Origin of the sequence: Chroococcidiopsis cubana SAG 39.79, from assembly GCF_003991895.1 — a bacterium.
Lineage (GTDB): Bacteria > Cyanobacteriota > Cyanobacteriia > Cyanobacteriales > Chroococcidiopsidaceae > Chroococcidiopsis > Chroococcidiopsis thermalis.
The window spans coordinates 1-16734 of record NZ_RSCK01000026.1; the positions used below are offsets into that span (position 1 = coordinate 1).

The window sequence follows — 16734 nt, forward strand, 5'->3', positions numbered from 1 at the left end:
TGTCGAGACTGACGTAAATCTGAGTCTTGGTTTGTATTCTACCCTGATTTCACGCTCTTTCTTTACAAAGTCCCACTAATCCCCACTCCCTTCGGTCGCGGGGTCCCCGAGTTCCCCCTTGTCTCCCTTGTCCCCCTTGTCCCCCTCACTCCTCACTCCTCACTCCTCATTGCTGCCACGCACTATCCCACGGGTTACCACCGATTTCTAAGCCACAGACTGAACTTGTAGCCTCCAGGATCGATTTCTTGCCACCACGACAAGAATAGAGTTGTAAACTCACTTGCCCGCGCATCGTATCCTTACAGCAGAAAACTAGCCCGTTCTGGGTGGGCGCACGTAGGGGAGTGCCAGGTAAATCTGTCGTCCCCGTTAAAACAACTTCGTAGTCAGCATTTCTCGCCTGCATTTGCCAGCAACCCCAGGGCTGGATGTTCCATGTTACCTCGGAGTTCCAAGGGACGAATTCGTAAAATTTACCCCGATAATGCAAGCCTACCATTGCTACAGATTCCATCCACCACAACACCCCACGCCTACCACCGCCAGCAGTTAAAGCTAAGTCGGGTTCGTCGTCAAAACTATTGCAATTCAGCCAAAACCATCTTTGGGGAAAAGCACCGCCCCAATTCTTTTCGCTATAGGCTGGGGCGTTGGTAAACTCGTAGCGCTTGCCGTACCAATCGATCCAACCCGTAGCTAAACCGTGCGCCATCAAGATTTGCCAGCCAGGTTCAAATATTTGTAACGAAGACAGCCAACCAGCCGTAGATTGCTGTATTCTACCGCGATCGCCCCATCCATAAATCGGTTGGATCTCGTACTGCCAGCGGCAATCACCATTATTGGCGGGATCGCGGATAATGCCTTGGTTCCAAGTCGCAGTTGCTTGATAACCCTGTTGGATGTGGCGATCGAATTCGTCAGGAGAAAGCCATTTTGCTTGAGTCTCTAAGTCTGTTTGTCCCCAATGTCCTAAAGCAAGTTGAGTCGGACTCGCCCAAAAGCGTTTTACATCGGGATAAGTCCGCCATAAATATTTATCGTCGGGACCGAGAATCTGGGCTGCGCCGCCACTATGGGTTTTACCACCGATAGGGTCTTCGATGGAGTACATGAAAGCGAAGGTTTCGCCAGTAGGCAAGGTAACGCGATAGTACCAGCCTTCAAAAAAACGGCGATCGCTACCATCCCAGTGATAACCACTATGAGGAGTTTGTGTTGAGGGAGTTTGTGTTGAGAAAGAAAAATTTTTGGGAATACTAACCATGACCGGATTTGTAAGTCCTATTCCAGTATGAGCGATCGCCTCATGCTATTGACGCAAGAAAGTTATCGCCATTGAGATGAGTCAAGTCGAAACCTATTACCAAATACTAGGACTAAAACCTGGTGCAACTGCTGCTGAGGTGAAGCACGCCTATCGTACCTTGGCAAAAACTTGGCATCCCGATTTATTTCCCGATCGCTCCCAATTAAAGCAGCAAGCCGAAGAAGAAATCAAAAAAATTAACGAGGCGTACCAGCAACTCAAATGGCAACAGCCACACGCGAGTAGAGTAGCTACGGTTACAGGAACTTACTCAACCTACAAATCTTGCGCCGAGACTTATTTTAAGCGAGGAATGGAGAACGCGAGACGAGGTAGATATATTGTGGCGATCGAGGATTTTACGCAAGCGATTCGCCTCCAACCTAACTTTGCAGCTGCTTATAAATATCGCGGACTCGCCTGCGCCCGACTGGGATACAAACATCGGGCAGACTCTGATTTTAAAATTGCCCTAGAACTGGAACCAAAACCCAAAACACCTAAGCCATCGCCTACAGCATCGCCTCAGACTCGCTGGAAATGCGTCAACACCCTCATTGGACATACGAACTGGGTATTTGCCGTGGCGATTAGTCCAGGCGGACAAACTCTAGTCAGTGCTAGTGCGGATACAACAATTAAAATTTGGGATTTAGCGACAGGAAAATTATTAAAGACTCTGATCGGACATACAGCATGGGTACGATCTATTGCTATCAGTCCCGATGGCAAATGGTTAATTAGCGGTAGCGACGATCGCACGATTAAGATTTGGCGGCTAGATACGGGAGAATTACTACATACATTAATCGGACATTCCGATCCAGTTTGGTCGATTGCGATCGCGCCTGATGGGACAAAGCTGGCTAGTCATGGTAAAAACAAGACAATCCACTTTTGGGATTTAACCACAGGACAAAGATTAGATACTCGCGTCGGTCAAGCAAACTCAGCCTATTCTGTTGCTTTCAGTCCTAACAGTCAAACTTTAGCGATCGGCAGTTGTAATAAAACCATTGAGATTTGGCATTTAGGCATGGAACAACTGCTGCACGTCCTTAAAGGACATTCAAGTTGGGTGAATTCGATTTCCTACAGTCCTGACGGGCAGTTTTTGACCAGTGCTAGCTATGACAAGACGATTAAGTTATGGCGATTGGGTACGGCTAAACCTTTTTCTGCTGTGACGTGGCATCACAGTTATGTAGGATTTGTGGTATTCAGTCCCGACGGGCAGACTTTAGCGAGCCGAGGAGATAATACGATTAAGTTATGGTATCCCAGTACGGGAAAACAATTATGTTCGCTTCAGGGACATACCGATTGGGTGAATGGGGTTGCTTTCAATTCGCAAGGGAACGTACTAGCTAGTTGCAGTCGGGATATGACAATTAAAATTTGGCAGTTGGACTAAGGTGCTTGGAGAATGTAGCGATATTTCTACAAAAATTAGGCTGATTTCAATTGTGTTCTAGTTCAGAAATAGTACGTCCTAATTCCTTCGCAGTCTCGATCCACTCTTGCATAATAATTTCTACATTGACCTCCTAACTCTTTACCCAATCTTCAAGCGTTAAAGCCCAACGTTCACGATCGCGCCATCCTCCGTTGATTTTTAGGTATCGTCGAGAGAAGCCCTCTTTCGTGAAACCTAGCCGCTTTACCAAATTAATTGATGCTCTGTTTTCAGGCTGGATATTGGTTTCAACTCGATGTAAATTAAGTGTATCAAAAGCCTAATCAATCGCTAAATGTACGCCCTCTAACATCAATCCCTGACCTGCAAAATCTACATCAACATAATTACCAAGATAAGCATTTTGAAATGCTCGATAGAAGATTTGACTGAAATTTGCTACTCCAATAATTTTACGGTCGGTTAAATGGCAAATCAGTAAACCTTCAAAGTTTTCATTTTGGCAACGATTAATATAGTTTTTACACTCCTGCTCATTAAGTGGAGGAAAAGCCCAAGGGAAATGAAACTCCTTGCTTCTTTGGTGAAAGGATAGCAATTCTTGACAATCTGCTTCAGTTGGTTTTCTAATAAAAACAAGAAATGTAGAGACGTTGCCTGCAACGTCTCTACATTTCTTGGAGCAATTTTGTTTCAATTTTATTATACCATTTCACTAAAACTATGCTACAGAAGATCCCCCCTAGCCCCCCTTGATAAGGGGGGTTGGGGAGATCTCTTTTGTCGTAGTCAATGAGTAAATTGGTATTACATCCACAAACTAGAAGGATTGTTCTTGTCTTCTTTCCATTTTGTAGGATTATTGACAATATATTCTCGAATTTTATCTAGAGAACCATCTGCACGAATGATGCGATCGTAGAATCTTGGTTGCCAAGTAAAGTTATCGTCACCATTTTTCCTACACCATTGAGTAACAGCAGATTTATAAGACCGCAAAATTGCACTCAAGGAGCCAGATTTTGGCGAAATCATTGACATTGTTGTAAAAAAATTGCAATCATCAAGATCGTTTGATATGTCTGTAGAGACGTTGCATGCAACGTCTCTACATGTTGTTTCAACAACATATGGTTTATCTATAATAATCCCATGTACGTGATTAGGCATCACAACATAAGCATCAATATATGTATGTTTAAAATGCTGAGGAATTTCCACCCAAAATTTCTCAGCTATTTGCCCGATCGCAGATAAATGTATCTGTGTATTGACTATATCGCCGAAAAAGCAGGTGCGATCGCCCGTACATATCGTGATGAAATATAGTCCATTTGCCGCATAATCTCGATTTGATAATCGTGTAGATTCAATGCAATATTTATTTTTGAATAAAGTCATATCGGTTTAGGCATATATGTAGAGACGTTGCATGCAACGTTTCTACACCCGATGCAACGTCTCTACACGGTTATAACCTAATGAACCTACGATCTATTCAATCCCTTCGATCCGGTCTTCTACCTCCTGATATAACTCGCGTAGCAGATCCAAATTGTTCTCATCAGTATCCCAATAACCGCGCCCATTTGCTTCTAATAAAGTAGAAACCATCTTGCGGAAAGAATGAGGATTTAAATTCAACAACCGCTGACGCATGGCTTCATCTTTAATGAACGTGTCGTTAGCATCTTCGTAGATCCAATTATCAACAGCCCCCGCAGTTGCACTCCAACCCATCGTATTAACTAATCGCTTGGAGAGTTCCCGCACGCCTTCATAACCATGAGACAACATTCCTTCATACCACTTGGGATTTAATAATTTGGTACGGGAATCTAAACGCACGGTTTCTGATAAAGTACGGACTTGAGCGTTAGCTGTAGTTGTATCTGCCATGTAGGAAGTAGGCATCTTACCATCATTCCGCAGACTTGCCACAACTTTTGTCGGATCTGAGTCGTAGTAGTGGGAGACATCCGTTAAACTAATCTCGGAAGAATCGAGATTTTGGAATGTCACTTCAGCAGTTTTCAGGGTAGTTTCAAAAATCTGCCGCGACTGTTCCATCGTCCCTGGATTATCGGCACTGAAAGCAAAGGATTTGCGCTTGAGATACATTTCCTGTAACTCAGCTTCACTGTCCCAAGTGCTGTTCTCCACTGCCAAATTAATATTGGACGAGTAGGAACCGGAAGCATTAGAAAATACGCGGGTTGCAGCTTGGCGCAAGTTAATCCCCATATCCTCAGCTTGCTTTAAGGCGTGTTTGCGAACAAAATTCATTTCTACAGGTTCGTCCGCTTCCGCCGCCATTTTCACCGCTTGATCTAGCAGGTTCATTTGGTTGATGAACAAATCGCGGAAAACACCGGAACAGTTGATCACGACATCGATTCTGGGTCGTCCCAACTCTTCTAAAGGAATCAATTCCAACTTGTTCACCCGTCCTAAAGCATCGGGAACCGGACGCACGCCGACCATCCACATAATTTGCGCCAGGGATTCGCCATAAGTTTTGATATTATCGGTTCCCCAGAGGACGCAGGCGATGGTTTCAGGAAACTTTCCGCCATTTTCTGCCTTATTGCGGTCTAAAAGGCGGTCTACGACGATTTTCGCCGATCGCACCGCTGCCATTGTTGGGATTGCTTGCGGATCGAGGGCATGAATATTCTTGCCCGTAGGTAAAACATCGGGGTTGCGGATCGGGTCGCCACCAGGACCAGGTAAGATGTATTCGCCTTCTAATCCCCGTAACAAAGCCCCCAGTTCGTTATCCGCACAAACTTGTTGCAGGCAGAATTCCAAGTATTCAAACAGGGGTTTGAGGGCATTCGGATCGACTTTGGCGTAACCTGCTTGGTGCAAAGCTTCTACCCAAGGTTCCTTTTTACCCATGTTGAAGAAATTGAGTTTGGAAACCAGGGAAACTCTGCCTTCTGCGTCGGTTTGTGCCTGTACCAAAGCGCTAACTGCGGCGCGGGAGGCAAGGGTGATGTCTTGTAATAATTGCACGTCTTCCAAGACACCGCGATCGCTATTGTGATAAATTTCGTCAATATCCCGCCCGATGCTATTGGCAATAATCCGAGGTAAACTCTGGATCTCTTCTTCAGCCCGATCCAACCCAGCAATATTAACCAAAGTTGCGATCGCTTCCTCTGCTGAAGGCGGCTTCCCAATAACGTGCAACCCGCAAGGCAACAACCGCGACTCAATTTCCATCAACTTGCGATACACCAAGCCAACAATATTATCTCGCTCCTCAGCAGTCATATCTTTGGCATCTTGCTGGGGCAAGTTAATATCTTGGTCTAAATTTACCATCCGGCACTTATCCATGATGGTGTTGACAATGGGGATACCGCGACCGGAATCTTTTAAAGTTTGATAAGAACCAATTAGTTCGCTTAATTCCTTCAGACCCTTGTACAATCCAGCATTTTCGGCTGGTGGTGTCAAGTAGGAAATCGTCTCGGCGTAGCTGCGGCGTTTGGCAATTGTGGCTTCACTGGGGTTATTTGCTGCGTAATAGTACAAGTTGGGAATCATGCCAATTAAATTATCTGGGTAGCAGTCACCCGACATCCCCATTTGCTTTCCTGGCATGAATTCCAAGGAACCGTGCGTCCCGAAGTGCAACACCGCATCGGCTTGCCAAATTTGCTCTAAATATGTGTAGTAAGCCGCAAAACCGTGATGGGGACTGGCAGAACGAGAGAACAACAACCGCATCGGGTCGCCTTCATAGCCGAATGTCGGCTGTACGCCAATAAAAACATTACCGAATTGCTTGCCGTATACCAAAAGGTTCTGCCCGTCGCTGTTGAGATGCCCTGGTGGTGGTCCCCAGTTTTCCTCTAATTTTTGCGAATAGGGAGTCAGTGCTTCGTATTCCGGTACGGACATCCGGTAAGCAACATTGAGTTCGGGGCTGCTGTACTGCGCTTGGGCATCGTGGATCACCTGTTCCATCAACTCTTTGGGCGACTCTGGCAAATCCTGCACGTCGTAGCCGTTATTTCGCAGGGCTTGCATCACCTCGTAAATGGAACCGAATACATCCAAGTAGGCGGCTGTCCCCACATTACCTTTATCAGGCGGGAAACTGAAAACGGTAATCGCCACTTTTTTGTCAAGTTTCGGCTTGCGGCGCAGGTTTGCCCATTTCATCGCACGTTGGGCAACGGCTTCAATTCGGTCTTGCAGGGCGATCGCTTTACCTGTCGCACCGTCTCGACCTGATAGTATAATCGGCTCGATCGCCCCATCCAATTCTGGAATGGCAATTTGTAGTGCTACTTGAATTGGGTGCAAGCCTAGATCGCTATCTTGCCACTCCTCCGTCGTCTGAAACACTAAAGGTAGGGCAACCATGTAAGGGCGGTTCAGCCGCTTCAGTGCTTCAATTGCTTTGGGATGATCCTGTCGTGCAGGTCCTCCTACCAAGGCAAAACCCGTTAGGGAGATCGCCGTATCTACGATCGGATTTTTACTAACTGGATCGTAGAAATAAGCATCGACGGGCTTGGAAAAGTCCAAACCACCCGCAAATACAGGAACCACTCGCGCCCCCATCGCTTCGAGTTCCTGTACGATTGCTACGTAATGGGCATCATCGCCCGTTACTAGGTGGGTGCGTTGCAGTACGAGTCCCACGCAAGGCGCAAGCGGGTCTTTTAGGTCGCTAGAGATATCTTGGCGGCTGTTGTGCCAGTTGAGGTATTCCTTGACATCCTCAAACATAGTAGTTGACAAAGGATGCCAAATACCCATGTCGGGATAAACTACGGGTTCCTGGTATTGTAGAGACGTTGCGTGCAACCTCTCTACACCATTCAACACGTATTTATCCGCCAACATCAGCAAGAAATTTTGCAGGTTTTCTGGCGACCCCCCCAACCAATACTGAAAACTCAACATGAAGTTACGCGCATCTTGGGCTTTGTCGATGGGCAAATACTTCAGTACCTTGGGCAAGGTTTGGAGTAGCTTCAGCATCCCGTCTTGGAAAGAAGCCCCAGATTTTTCTTTACGCTTGCGCATGAATTGGGCGATCGCGCTTTTGGATTGTCCCAACTGCGCCATCGAGAAGCTACCCATTTTATTGAGGCGCATCACCTCTGGCATTGAGGGGAAGACAACAGCCACATCCAAGCGATCGCGGTATGGTTCTACTGCCGCTACCACCTTTTGCGCCAAGTCTTCAATAAAAATCAGTGAGGCGATGAAGATGTCGGCACTTTGGATATCGCGCTTGAACTCCTCGTAGTTTTCAGGGTCTCGGAGTTCTTCGATCAGATAGCCGCTAATTTCGATCGCCAAATTCGGATTGCTTTGGTTAATTTGGCGTACCGCTTGCGATAAGGCGCTCTGATACTGGGACTCTAGCACGACATAGACCACCTTGATTAAAGCACGTTCTGCCAGGTTGTCGGGCGTAATGTGTCGGATGGTGGACTTGACGTGTGTGAACATTCGGTAAGGCTCCTTTGATGCGTGTTCTTCTGTCTGTAGGGATCTCTGGCAATGAACGTAGGACACCAGATACACACTTTCCTAATGTCCCACTTGTACCTCTACGCAGTAAGTTCGACGATCTCTACAGATTGTGAACTGGTCGCGTTACAGTTGAAAAACCGAACTGCGATCGGCGTAGAAAATACACGGCACATGAGTTTTTTTTATCAGAAAGTGCCTACCAAAAGTTAGATTCAGGCTGTAACTGACACAATTTGATAAAAATTTCGTAACTTTTCGTTACGTTTGTTAATTTTGCCTGAAGTGGCTAATCATTAGGATTTTGACTAATCTTTGCAAAAATTTAATAAATAAAATTTAACTTTATGCTGTTAAATTTTCGTTTTATGATAGGCATGAAAGTCTGAAAAATTAAAAACAAGGGTATGAAAAGGTACAAATGACCAATGACAAATGACAAATAACATCGATATCTTGGTTTTGTCTAATGGTCCTGGGGAAGTCACAACCTGGGTGCGTCCCGTCGTGCAAGCTTTGCGCCAGAAACTAGCAGACGATCGCGATCGCGTCAGAATTTCGGTAGTGCTTTCTCCTTGTCCGAATGCTAGTGGCAAAGAAGCCGCGATCGCCCAATCTTACCCAGAAGTCGATAGAGTGCAAGCAGCGAAGCATTTCTGGCAATTTTTGCTCTGGGGCAAAACCGCAGACAACTGGGATTGGAGAACTCGCGGTGTTGTGGTGTTTTTAGGTGGAGATCAATTATTTTCAGTCATCATTGGCAAGCGTCTCGGTTATCGTACCGTAATTTATGCCGAGTGGGAGACGCGCTGGCATAGTTGGATCGATCGCTTTGCCGTCATGAAACCAGACTTAATCGATAGCGCTCCATCAAAACATACCCACAAGTTTACGGTAGTAGGGGATTTGATGGCAGAAGCCTCTGGAGGAGTGAGGAGTGAGGAGCGAGGAGTGAGGAGTGAGCAGGGGAGCAGGGGAGCAGGGGAAGCAGGAGAGAATAACTACCAACTACCAACTACCAACTACCAATTACCAATTACCCATGACCAATCCAAAATTGAATTAATTGGTTTATTACCAGGCTCTAAAGCTGCGAAACTGTCACAGGGAGTACCGTTGATGCTGGCGATCGCCGAATACATTCATACACAACGACCGCAGACCCGCTTTGTCATTCCCGTCGCACCTACTTTAGACGTGCAAACCTTGGCTGAGTTTGCCAACCGTGAAAAAAATCCAATTATTCCTTTAGTAGAAGGTTCCACAGCCGAACTGATTCCTCACCCCTCACCCCTACTAAAAACAGCTAGCGGCTTAGTAGTAGAATTGTGGACGCGATCGCCAGCTTACGATCTGTTATCTCAATGTTGTTTATGCTTGACAACCATAGGCGCAAATACAGCCGAACTAGGCTCTCTAGGCGTGCCAATGATTGTTTTGTTACCAACTCAGCAACTAGACGCGATGCGGGCTTGGGATGGTATCCCTGGGGTACTCGTAAATTTACCTTTTATAGGAACGAGTATGGCAAAAGTAATAAACTGGTTAGTATTGCAGCGATTGGGCTTGCGATCGTGGCCCAACATCTGGGCAAAATCGGAAATTGTGCCAGAACTGGTTGGTAAACTCCAACCTCAGACTGTAGCAGAACTCGTACTCGACTATCTACAGCATCCTGAAAAACTAGAAGAAATGCGCTCCAAATTACGCAGCGTGCGCGGACAAACAGGAGCCGCCGCTAAAATTGCTCAAATTGTTTATGAAGAACTTAAGTAAACTAGGGGAATCGGGAGTCAGAAGTCTACAAGTCAGAAGTCAGAAGCTACCACTCACCTGGTCACTGGTCACTGTTCCCTACCATCTCGTCGTCCTAACTCGTAGACTCCGCAGCTAACGCAGGCAAGTATACCCATACTAATTGCCCAACTCCGACCTAAGCTCAGTTCGATGCCGTAATTACACAAACTGCCAAAAATCAAAAAAGGCACAATGCTGAATAACGAAGCGTAAAAAGCATTCTGAGATTCTCTCGCTATGCGGGTTTTTTCAAATTCTGCTCGATTTATGTAAAGCGATTGCTCGGCAAAATTAAACCAGCGTTGGAGTTGGTGTATTATCCAGTCGCCTATGCCTGAAAAAGCTAAATATAACGCCAGCGACCACAAACTAGCTCCAGCGATCGCAGTAGCATCTAAATTGAGAGTAAACGGCAACATTTCTGTCAGCATGAGGTAAGAGCGTCTGGCGATCGAGATTTAATTCATTAATTTAAAAATTCTAACGATAAATTTACACATTCGCGAGTGGTTCTGCACAGTTCGCCGATCGCTAACTCAGAGAAGATGCGTCCTTCCGTAGATTTACCCTTGCTATGGCAAGATAAATCGTGTTAAGTTTTTGCAGGATTTTCAGCAAATTGTGAAAAATCTGATTATTCACATTGTTAGCGAACCTAAATCTATAGCGAACTTAAATATAAATTTCAGATAGAGGCAACACCAGTTCGACCTCAACAGTCTACTAAAACTAATCAGTCAGTAATATTCGGAATTTTTTCTTCTCCACTAGTCAGTTGCCAGTATTTTATTTAAGTTATATGAATCAAGTTGCGATCGCTCGAATTCTGCTAATGCCCGTGGTGTCAAACCAGTACCCAGATCTAGGAGTCAAAGCATGAAGCAATTTCAACTTCTGAGGTCTCAAAGACTGGGTTTTACTGTTTCCAAAAAAAGTTTGCTGCTGGTTGCACTCAGTCTTGCCAGCTTACCCCTACTAGCATGGCATCAAAAAAAGGTGACAGCAGAGGAAGTAGCGCAAAACAAAATTGCCACTGGTAATCTTTGGCGCAAAGCATCCTTTCCGGTCGAAAATTTCCAATACTATAGTTCGCCTTTCGGTTACCGTCGCTCTCCTACTGGCGGTTCGGGCTTGGAATTTCATAGTGGTTTAGATTTAGTAGCACCTCAAGGTAGTTACGTCCGCAGTTGGTGGACTGGCACAATAGTTAAGGTTGCCGATCGCGATGCCTGCGGTACGCACGTTATTATTCGTTCTGGAGCTTGGGATCACATTTACTGTCACATGCAAGGACAGGTCGGCACTCAAGGCAAAAACCGCTACATGATCGATCGCGAAGGCGGAATTGTCCTTTGGGAAGGGCAAACAATACCCGCTGGAGCTAGAATCGGTCGTGTCGGTATGACAGGACGCACTACAGGACCTCACCTACATTGGGGTTTGAAATACGCTAACAATTACATCGACCCCGCTTTAGTCCTGCGGGTCATGTACGCTCAGCAAAAAGATGGGCAGTCTTAATAGTCATTTGCTAGCATCTGCCGACCAATTACCAATTACCAATTACCACTCATCAACTGATATAATGATGAATCCTTGCTGCTCGTCAAAAAACGGAGAGCAGCCTTTTTGTCCAAAAGGAGATTACTGAGCGTACCATGCCATCAGCCTACGAAACAATGTACATTTTGCGTCCCGACCTGGGAGAGGAACAGATCGAACAGGCGATCGCTAAATATGAAAACTTCCTCAAAGACCAGGGAGCTACTAACCTACAAATTCAGCTGCGCGGTAAGCGCCGTCTTGCCTACGAGATTGGCAGACAGCGCGAAGGCGTTTACGTTCAAATGAACTATGAAGCACCAGGGACAGCTATAGCTCCGATGGAAAGGGCAATGCGCTTGAGCGAAGAAGTCATTCGCTACCTGACGCTTAAGTCAGAAGAACCAACAGCCACTCCTGAAGCCGCAGCAGTGGAATAAAGCTATCGTAAAATTAAAACAAGAAGGGTGGGCAATGCCCACCCTTTTTCATTTTTCAAAACTCTCAATTTCAGGCGATCGCCAACTAACGCATTAGAGCAGGTGAATTAACAGTTGTTAGCACCTCATCATAGCTATCAAAAATTTCAAATACAGAATCCAGTTGTGTTAGTTCTAATACTAGCCTTACGGAAGCTTGCACATTACATAGGACTAGACGGCAACCGATTTGTCTTGCAGATTTCAACCCACTAACCAAGGAAACTAAGCCAGCACTATCCATGAAATCAACTTGGGCTAGATCGATCACCCAGAGAGCTTGCTTTTGAGGCAATAGCCTAGCCAATTGAGTTTCTAAGGCACTACCACCATTTTCGTCTAGGCGTTCTGGTGGCTGAAGCAAAATTAGTTGAAATTCTTGTGTACTCATCATTATTGCCGATTTATCAGTGCATACAATAGGGTTTTAGACAAGCCAGTTATTGTGAATTTATATATAAACCCGAATCAACTGGCACAAATTGTCGATTGTCTGAAGCTTCTCCATTCAAGAGATTTTGAAATTTAGTTACTCAAAAAGCAGTGGGAATTTCAAGCTATAAAAATTTGTCCTTAAGTTTAATGAATCCACAAATATTTAAATAAAAAATGACTGAATTAATCGCTTTTATTTACGTAAACTTGACTCCTATTTTAGGCTAACGATTTTTAGTACATATATCCAACCGTAAAATCACTGCTGTTTCTGTTGTAGTTCATAGAGTTAATTCAATCGATCTCAGTAGATTCACGCGCGGATACTGCTGCCTCAATCGCTACATTTTAGGTTTAATACCAAAACAATTAGGAAAGTATTCGAGCGGCTGCTTCAGATGAATCGATTTAAGCATGGAAACCCTCAAGTGTCAGTAAAATCAACAGTTTTTACCGAATCTTTATTACAAATCTGGATTTTTATAAAGATTACGTAAAGCAAGCAATGTAATATTTATTGATTTTCAGTAGTTTTTCGTAATATTCGACCGGTGCGAGGATAAACGGCAGCATAACTTGGATTGACACATTTTCCAGGCTCGCGCCAAGATGGAAGAAAAGTAAAACTTTGTAAAGGCGGCTGGATGTCACTAGAGTTTTTATCGTTGGAAAGAATTCAGGAAATTGCCCACCAGTACGGCTATTGGGCAGTTTTTCTCGGAATTTTATTAGAAAACCTCGGTATTCCCGTCCCAGGTGAAACCGTAACCATAGTAGGAGGGTTTCTTGCAGGTAGTGACGAGTTAAATTACTGGCTCGTTTTAGGTGATGCGATCGCGGGAGCTGCTATTGGTGGAACTTGCGGCTATTTAATCGGCAGAAAATTCGGTTGGTCGTTCATGTTGCAAGTCGGTCGAATTTTCCGCATCTCAGAAGACCGACTCCTAGAAATGAAAGAACAGTTTAGTAACAACGCCACCAAAGCCGTATTTTTTGGCAGATTTATTGCTTTATTACGTATTTTTGCTGGTCCACTGGCTGGTGTTGCCCAAATGCCCTACGCCAAATTCTTTATTTATAACTTAGCGGGGGCTGCTGCTTGGGCATCAGTCATGGTGACGCTGGCTTTCTTCGTCGGTAAAATTGTTTCTCTAGAAGAATTAGTTGCTCTCACAGCTAAGTTTGGCATCGTAGCACTAGCGATCGCTTTCGCTGTCATTTTTGTTCCCCTGTGGCTGGAAGCACGTAAAGCGGGAGTCGGAACCAGTGACCAGTGACCAGTGACCAAGTTGTCAGCGACCAACTACAAGCACCAAGCACCGCATCGCATCACGCACCACTCAACTACCAACTACCAATTACCAATTACCCTTATAGATGGTATTAAGGGGAAAAACCGTGTTTTTCAGTATTGTCATTCCTACATACAATCGCCTGCCAATTTTGGCGAAGTGCTTGCGATCGCTAGAACGCCAAAACCATGACGATGTGGCTATAGAAGGCTATGAGGTAGTTTTAGTCGATGATGGCTCTACAGATGGCACTTTGGCATGGCTAGAGGCAAATGCAGCTGAATTTCCCCACGTGCGATCGCTTCTACAAGACCACCAGGGACCAGCTGCGGCTCGCAATCTGGGAGTAGAACGGGCAAAAGGCGATACGATCGTGTTCATCGATAGCGATTTGGTCGTGACTGAGAATTTCTTGCAGGCGCACGCTCAAGGGTTGCAGCAGGGACGAGAAATGTATGGCAGCGATCGCATTTTCACCTATGGTAGAGTAATTAATACATGTAATTTTGACAATCCTACAGCCGAGCCTTATAAAATTACCGATTTTTCTACGGCTTATTTTGCCACGGGAAATGTAGCTATTCCTCGTCATTGGCTAGAAAAAGCTGGGTTATTCGACACGCGCTTTCAACTCTACGGTTGGGAAGATTTGGAATTAGGCGTGCGGTTGAAACAGTTGGGATTAAATTTAGTGAAATGCCCCGATGCAGTCGGCTATCACTGGCATCCAGCCTTTAATTTAGAGCAAATTCCTAATTTAATTGACAAAGAAATTCAACGCGGTCGGATGGGAGTTTTGTTCTACCAAAAGCACCCAACATGGGAAGTGCGGATGATGATCCAAATGACTTGGATACACCGCTTGCTATGGGGGATTCTTTCCCTCGGCGGACAACTCAACGAGCGTACCCTAGCCCCAGTTTTAAGGTGGTTGATTAACCAAGGTAAGCCTCAGTTAGCCGAACAAGTCGCCCGCATTTTTCTCAATTGGTACAACGTCCAAGGAGTTTACGAAGAGTACGCTTTGATGAAACCTAGAACCGAGTAGAGACGTTCTGTTATGGGAGAGAAACCCGTATAGACTTTTCGTAAGTGCCGAAACGTTTTAGTTTGAAACCATATTATACTAGAAAAGTTGTCTACAAATCGCACATCCAGTGTTTTCGGGTGTTTCCTGGGAGACGCAGCTGGGTGGAGGATTAACCCGAATCAGGAGTTAAAGAAGATATGCCAGTCGTTTCATTGGCTCAAATGATGGAGTCTGGGGTTCACTTTGGGCATCAAACCCGCAGGTGGAATCCGAAAATGTCGCAGTACATCTACACTGCTCGTAATGGCGTTCATATCATTGACTTGGTGCAGACAGCTCAGTTAATGGATGAAGCTTACAATTACGTCAGACAATCTGCCGAGCAAGGGAAAAAGTTTCTCTTCGTTGGTACGAAGCGTCAAGCAGCAGGGATTGTAGCTCAAGAAGCCTTGCGTTGTGGCGCTAGCTATGTCAACCAGCGATGGTTAGGCGGAATGCTGACTAACTGGACGACGATTAAAACTCGCGCCGAACGATTGAAAGAGTTAGAACGTCGCGAGGAAAGCGGAGCGCTGGATTTACTACCCAAGAAAGAAGCATCGGTACTGCGCCGAGAGCTAGCTAAACTTCAAAAATACCTGGGTGGAATCAAGAACATGCGGAAGGTTCCTGATGTGGTCATAATTGTAGACCAGCGGCGGGAATACAACGCAGTATTAGAATGCCAGAAGCTAGGCATTGAAATTGTATCTATGCTGGATACAAACTGCGATCCCGATCTCGTTGACGTTCCCATTCCTGCTAACGATGATGCCATCCGTTCGATCAAATTGATTGTAGGCAAATTAGCTGACGCAATTTACGAAGGACGACACGGACAATTGGATGCGGAAGAGGATTACGAAGATTACGAGGGTGCAGAAGAAGATTTCGATTATGATGAAAGCGAAAGTGAATACACTGATGCGGTGATTCCTAACGAAGAAGAGGAAGAAGGATAGGTTAATGGTTAATGGTTAATGGTTGATAGTGACAAACAATTAACCGTTGACTAACAAACAATTAACAAATAACAAATAGGAATTGAGGGAAGATGGCGGAAATATCTGCAAAGGCTGTTAAAGAGCTACGCGAGAGAACAAACGCTGGCATGATGGATTGCAAAAAAGCACTCCAAGAGACCGATGGCGATATGGAAAAAGCCATTGAATGGCTGCGGCAGAAAGGACTTGCCTCTGCTGGAAAGAAAGCTGGACGTGTAGCAGCAGAAGGACTAGTAGATAGTTACATCCATACTGGCGGGCGAATTGGCGTGCTAGTGGAAGTGAACTGCGAAACTGACTTCGTAGCGCGCAACCAAGCATTTAGTGAATTAGTGCGAAATATTGCCATGCAAATCGCTGCTTGTCCTAACGTAGAGTACGTTAGAGTCAGCGATATTCCCCCTGAAGTTGTCGCAAAGGAAAAGGCAATTGAAATGGGGAAAGACGATCTAGCAGGAAAACCAGAGAACATTCGCGAAAAGATCGTTGTTGGGCGCATTGACAAGCGCTTGAAAGAGATGTCCTTAGTGGATCAAGCGTATATCAAGGATCAAAACAAATCAGTAGAAGATTTGGTTAAAGAAGCGATCGCCCAGTTAGGCGAAAATATCCAAATCCGTCGCTTCTCCCGCTACGTCTTAGGTGAAGGCATCGAAAAGTCATCCGAAGAATAGAGCCAAATCATCGAGCTATTGATTAGCTCCCTTCAATTTACCAGACGGGTTAAAATGGTGCGACGCACCCACCCGTCCTTTTTTTTAGGGAGCAGGGAATTAGGGAGACAAGGGAGACAAGGGAGACAAGGGAGAGTCGCGGAGAAAAAACACTACACCCCACACCCGCATCGATCGCACCACGTACCATTGATAACTGATAACTGATAAC

The 16734-nt window shown here is 45.3% G+C and carries 15 protein-coding genes and 1 pseudogene; 9 read left to right on the forward strand and 7 right to left on the reverse strand.

Going from position 1 to position 16734, the window contains the following annotated elements; translation table 11 throughout:
• Nucleotides 1–166 precede the first annotated feature (166 nt).
• The gene (locus DSM107010_RS16920) at nt 167–1270 is read right to left on the reverse strand and encodes a tocopherol cyclase family protein (protein ID WP_015153712.1); all 1104 of its coding nucleotides are present in this window, start codon (nt 1268–1270) and stop codon (nt 167–169) included.
• A gap of 76 nt (nt 1271–1346) precedes the next feature.
• On the opposite strand from DSM107010_RS16920, the gene DSM107010_RS16925 reads away from it, so the two are divergent.
• On the forward strand, nt 1347–2726 hold the full coding sequence (locus DSM107010_RS16925) for a WD40 domain-containing protein (protein ID WP_106169435.1): 1380 nt from the start codon (nt 1347–1349) through the stop codon (nt 2724–2726).
• A 133-nt stretch (nt 2727–2859) separates the two neighbouring features.
• Here DSM107010_RS16925 and DSM107010_RS42980 read toward each other — a convergent pair.
• The 4 genes and pseudogenes from DSM107010_RS42980 to DSM107010_RS16940 form a co-directional block, all read right to left on the reverse strand.
• Nucleotides 2860–3030 (reverse strand): annotated as a pseudogene (locus DSM107010_RS42980) (GNAT family N-acetyltransferase); the annotation flags it as partial.
• Between the two features lie 18 nt (nt 3031–3048).
• Nucleotides 3049–3426, reverse strand: a complete 378-nt coding sequence (locus tag DSM107010_RS16930) for a GNAT family N-acetyltransferase (RefSeq protein WP_199755581.1) — start codon at nt 3424–3426, stop codon at nt 3049–3051.
• Nucleotides 3427–3536: 110 nt separating this feature from the next.
• Complete coding sequence (locus DSM107010_RS42730) at nt 3537–4130, reverse strand: transposase (RefSeq protein WP_106169436.1); 594 nt, start codon at nt 4128–4130, stop codon at nt 3537–3539.
• Nucleotides 4131–4223: 93 nt separating this feature from the next.
• Nucleotides 4224–8210: a magnesium chelatase subunit H gene (locus tag DSM107010_RS16940; protein WP_127023424.1), complete on the reverse strand. Its 3987-nt coding sequence runs from the start codon at nt 8208–8210 to the stop codon at nt 4224–4226.
• Nucleotides 8211–8666: 456 nt separating this feature from the next.
• Here DSM107010_RS16940 and DSM107010_RS39695 point away from each other — a divergent pair, with 456 nt between their 5' ends.
• The gene (locus DSM107010_RS39695; RefSeq protein ID WP_106168536.1) at nt 8667–10007 is read left to right on the forward strand and encodes a glycosyltransferase family protein; all 1341 of its coding nucleotides are present in this window, start codon (nt 8667–8669) and stop codon (nt 10005–10007) included.
• Nucleotides 10008–10075: 68 nt separating this feature from the next.
• On the opposite strand, the gene DSM107010_RS16945 is transcribed toward DSM107010_RS39695, so the two are convergent.
• On the reverse strand, nt 10076–10459 hold the full coding sequence (locus DSM107010_RS16945) for a hypothetical protein (RefSeq protein ID WP_015153707.1): 384 nt from the start codon (nt 10457–10459) through the stop codon (nt 10076–10078).
• 445 nt (nt 10460–10904) lie between these two features.
• Between DSM107010_RS16945 and DSM107010_RS16950 the strand changes: the two genes are divergently transcribed.
• Both DSM107010_RS16950 and rpsF read left to right on the forward strand, forming a co-directional pair.
• Nucleotides 10905–11549 (forward strand): M23 family metallopeptidase, encoded by a 645-nt coding sequence (locus DSM107010_RS16950; RefSeq protein WP_106168537.1) that lies wholly within the window; start codon nt 10905–10907, stop codon nt 11547–11549.
• Between the two features lie 137 nt (nt 11550–11686).
• Nucleotides 11687–12010 (forward strand): 30S ribosomal protein S6, encoded by a 324-nt coding sequence (rpsF, locus tag DSM107010_RS16955; RefSeq protein ID WP_015153705.1) that lies wholly within the window; start codon nt 11687–11689, stop codon nt 12008–12010.
• An 85-nt stretch (nt 12011–12095) separates the two neighbouring features.
• Here the strand turns inward: rpsF and DSM107010_RS16960 are convergent, their stop codons facing one another.
• Nucleotides 12096–12443 (reverse strand): STAS domain-containing protein, encoded by a 348-nt coding sequence (locus tag DSM107010_RS16960; RefSeq protein ID WP_106168538.1) that lies wholly within the window; start codon nt 12441–12443, stop codon nt 12096–12098.
• A gap of 685 nt (nt 12444–13128) precedes the next feature.
• Here DSM107010_RS16960 and DSM107010_RS16965 point away from each other — a divergent pair.
• The 5 genes from DSM107010_RS16965 (at nt 13129) to DSM107010_RS38500 (ending at nt 16730) form a co-directional block, all read left to right on the forward strand.
• On the forward strand, nt 13129–13761 hold the full coding sequence (locus tag DSM107010_RS16965; RefSeq protein WP_015153703.1) for a DedA family protein: 633 nt from the start codon (nt 13129–13131) through the stop codon (nt 13759–13761).
• 100 nt (nt 13762–13861) lie between these two features.
• Nucleotides 13862–14824 carry a glycosyltransferase family 2 protein gene (locus DSM107010_RS16970; protein WP_106168539.1) on the forward strand — a complete coding sequence of 321 codons (963 nt, stop codon included), beginning with the start codon at nt 13862–13864 and terminating at the stop codon, nt 14822–14824.
• Nucleotides 14825–15003: 179 nt separating this feature from the next.
• On the forward strand, nt 15004–15807 hold the full coding sequence (gene rpsB / locus DSM107010_RS16975; protein WP_015153701.1) for a 30S ribosomal protein S2: 804 nt from the start codon (nt 15004–15006) through the stop codon (nt 15805–15807).
• Between the two features lie 92 nt (nt 15808–15899).
• Entirely contained in the window at nt 15900–16523 is a 624-nt protein-coding gene (gene tsf, locus DSM107010_RS16980; protein WP_015153700.1) for a translation elongation factor Ts, read from the forward strand.
• Between the two features lie 54 nt (nt 16524–16577).
• Entirely contained in the window at nt 16578–16730 is a 153-nt protein-coding gene (locus DSM107010_RS38500) for a hypothetical protein (RefSeq protein ID WP_158631801.1), read from the forward strand.
• The last annotated feature ends 4 nt before the right edge of the window (nt 16731–16734 follow it).

Excerpts from the sequence above, each read along its gene's own strand:
- DSM107010_RS38500 (WP_158631801.1), top strand. The coding sequence starts at position 16,578 with ATGGTGCGACGCACCCACCCGTCCTTTTTTTTAGGGAGCAGGGAATTA.
- DSM107010_RS16950 (WP_106168537.1), top strand. The coding sequence starts at position 10,905 with ATGAAGCAATTTCAACTTCTGAGGTCTCAAAGACTGGGTTTTACTGTT.
- DSM107010_RS39695 (WP_106168536.1), top strand. The coding sequence starts at position 8,667 with ATGACAAATAACATCGATATCTTGGTTTTGTCTAATGGTCCTGGGGAA.
- DSM107010_RS16920 (WP_015153712.1), bottom strand. The coding sequence starts at position 1,270 with ATGGTTAGTATTCCCAAAAATTTTTCTTTCTCAACACAAACTCCCTCA.
- DSM107010_RS16970 (WP_106168539.1), top strand. The coding sequence starts at position 13,862 with ATGGTATTAAGGGGAAAAACCGTGTTTTTCAGTATTGTCATTCCTACA.
- DSM107010_RS16940 (WP_127023424.1), bottom strand. The coding sequence starts at position 8,210 with ATGTTCACACACGTCAAGTCCACCATCCGACACATTACGCCCGACAAC.
- DSM107010_RS42730 (WP_106169436.1), bottom strand. The coding sequence starts at position 4,130 with ATGACTTTATTCAAAAATAAATATTGCATTGAATCTACACGATTATCA.
- rpsF (WP_015153705.1), top strand. The coding sequence starts at position 11,687 with ATGCCATCAGCCTACGAAACAATGTACATTTTGCGTCCCGACCTGGGA.
- DSM107010_RS16960 (WP_106168538.1), bottom strand. The coding sequence starts at position 12,443 with ATGATGAGTACACAAGAATTTCAACTAATTTTGCTTCAGCCACCAGAA.
- DSM107010_RS16925 (WP_106169435.1), top strand. The coding sequence starts at position 1,347 with ATGAGTCAAGTCGAAACCTATTACCAAATACTAGGACTAAAACCTGGT.
- tsf (WP_015153700.1), top strand. The coding sequence starts at position 15,900 with ATGGCGGAAATATCTGCAAAGGCTGTTAAAGAGCTACGCGAGAGAACA.
- rpsB (WP_015153701.1), top strand. The coding sequence starts at position 15,004 with ATGCCAGTCGTTTCATTGGCTCAAATGATGGAGTCTGGGGTTCACTTT.
- DSM107010_RS16965 (WP_015153703.1), top strand. The coding sequence starts at position 13,129 with ATGTCACTAGAGTTTTTATCGTTGGAAAGAATTCAGGAAATTGCCCAC.
- DSM107010_RS16945 (WP_015153707.1), bottom strand. The coding sequence starts at position 10,459 with ATGCTGACAGAAATGTTGCCGTTTACTCTCAATTTAGATGCTACTGCG.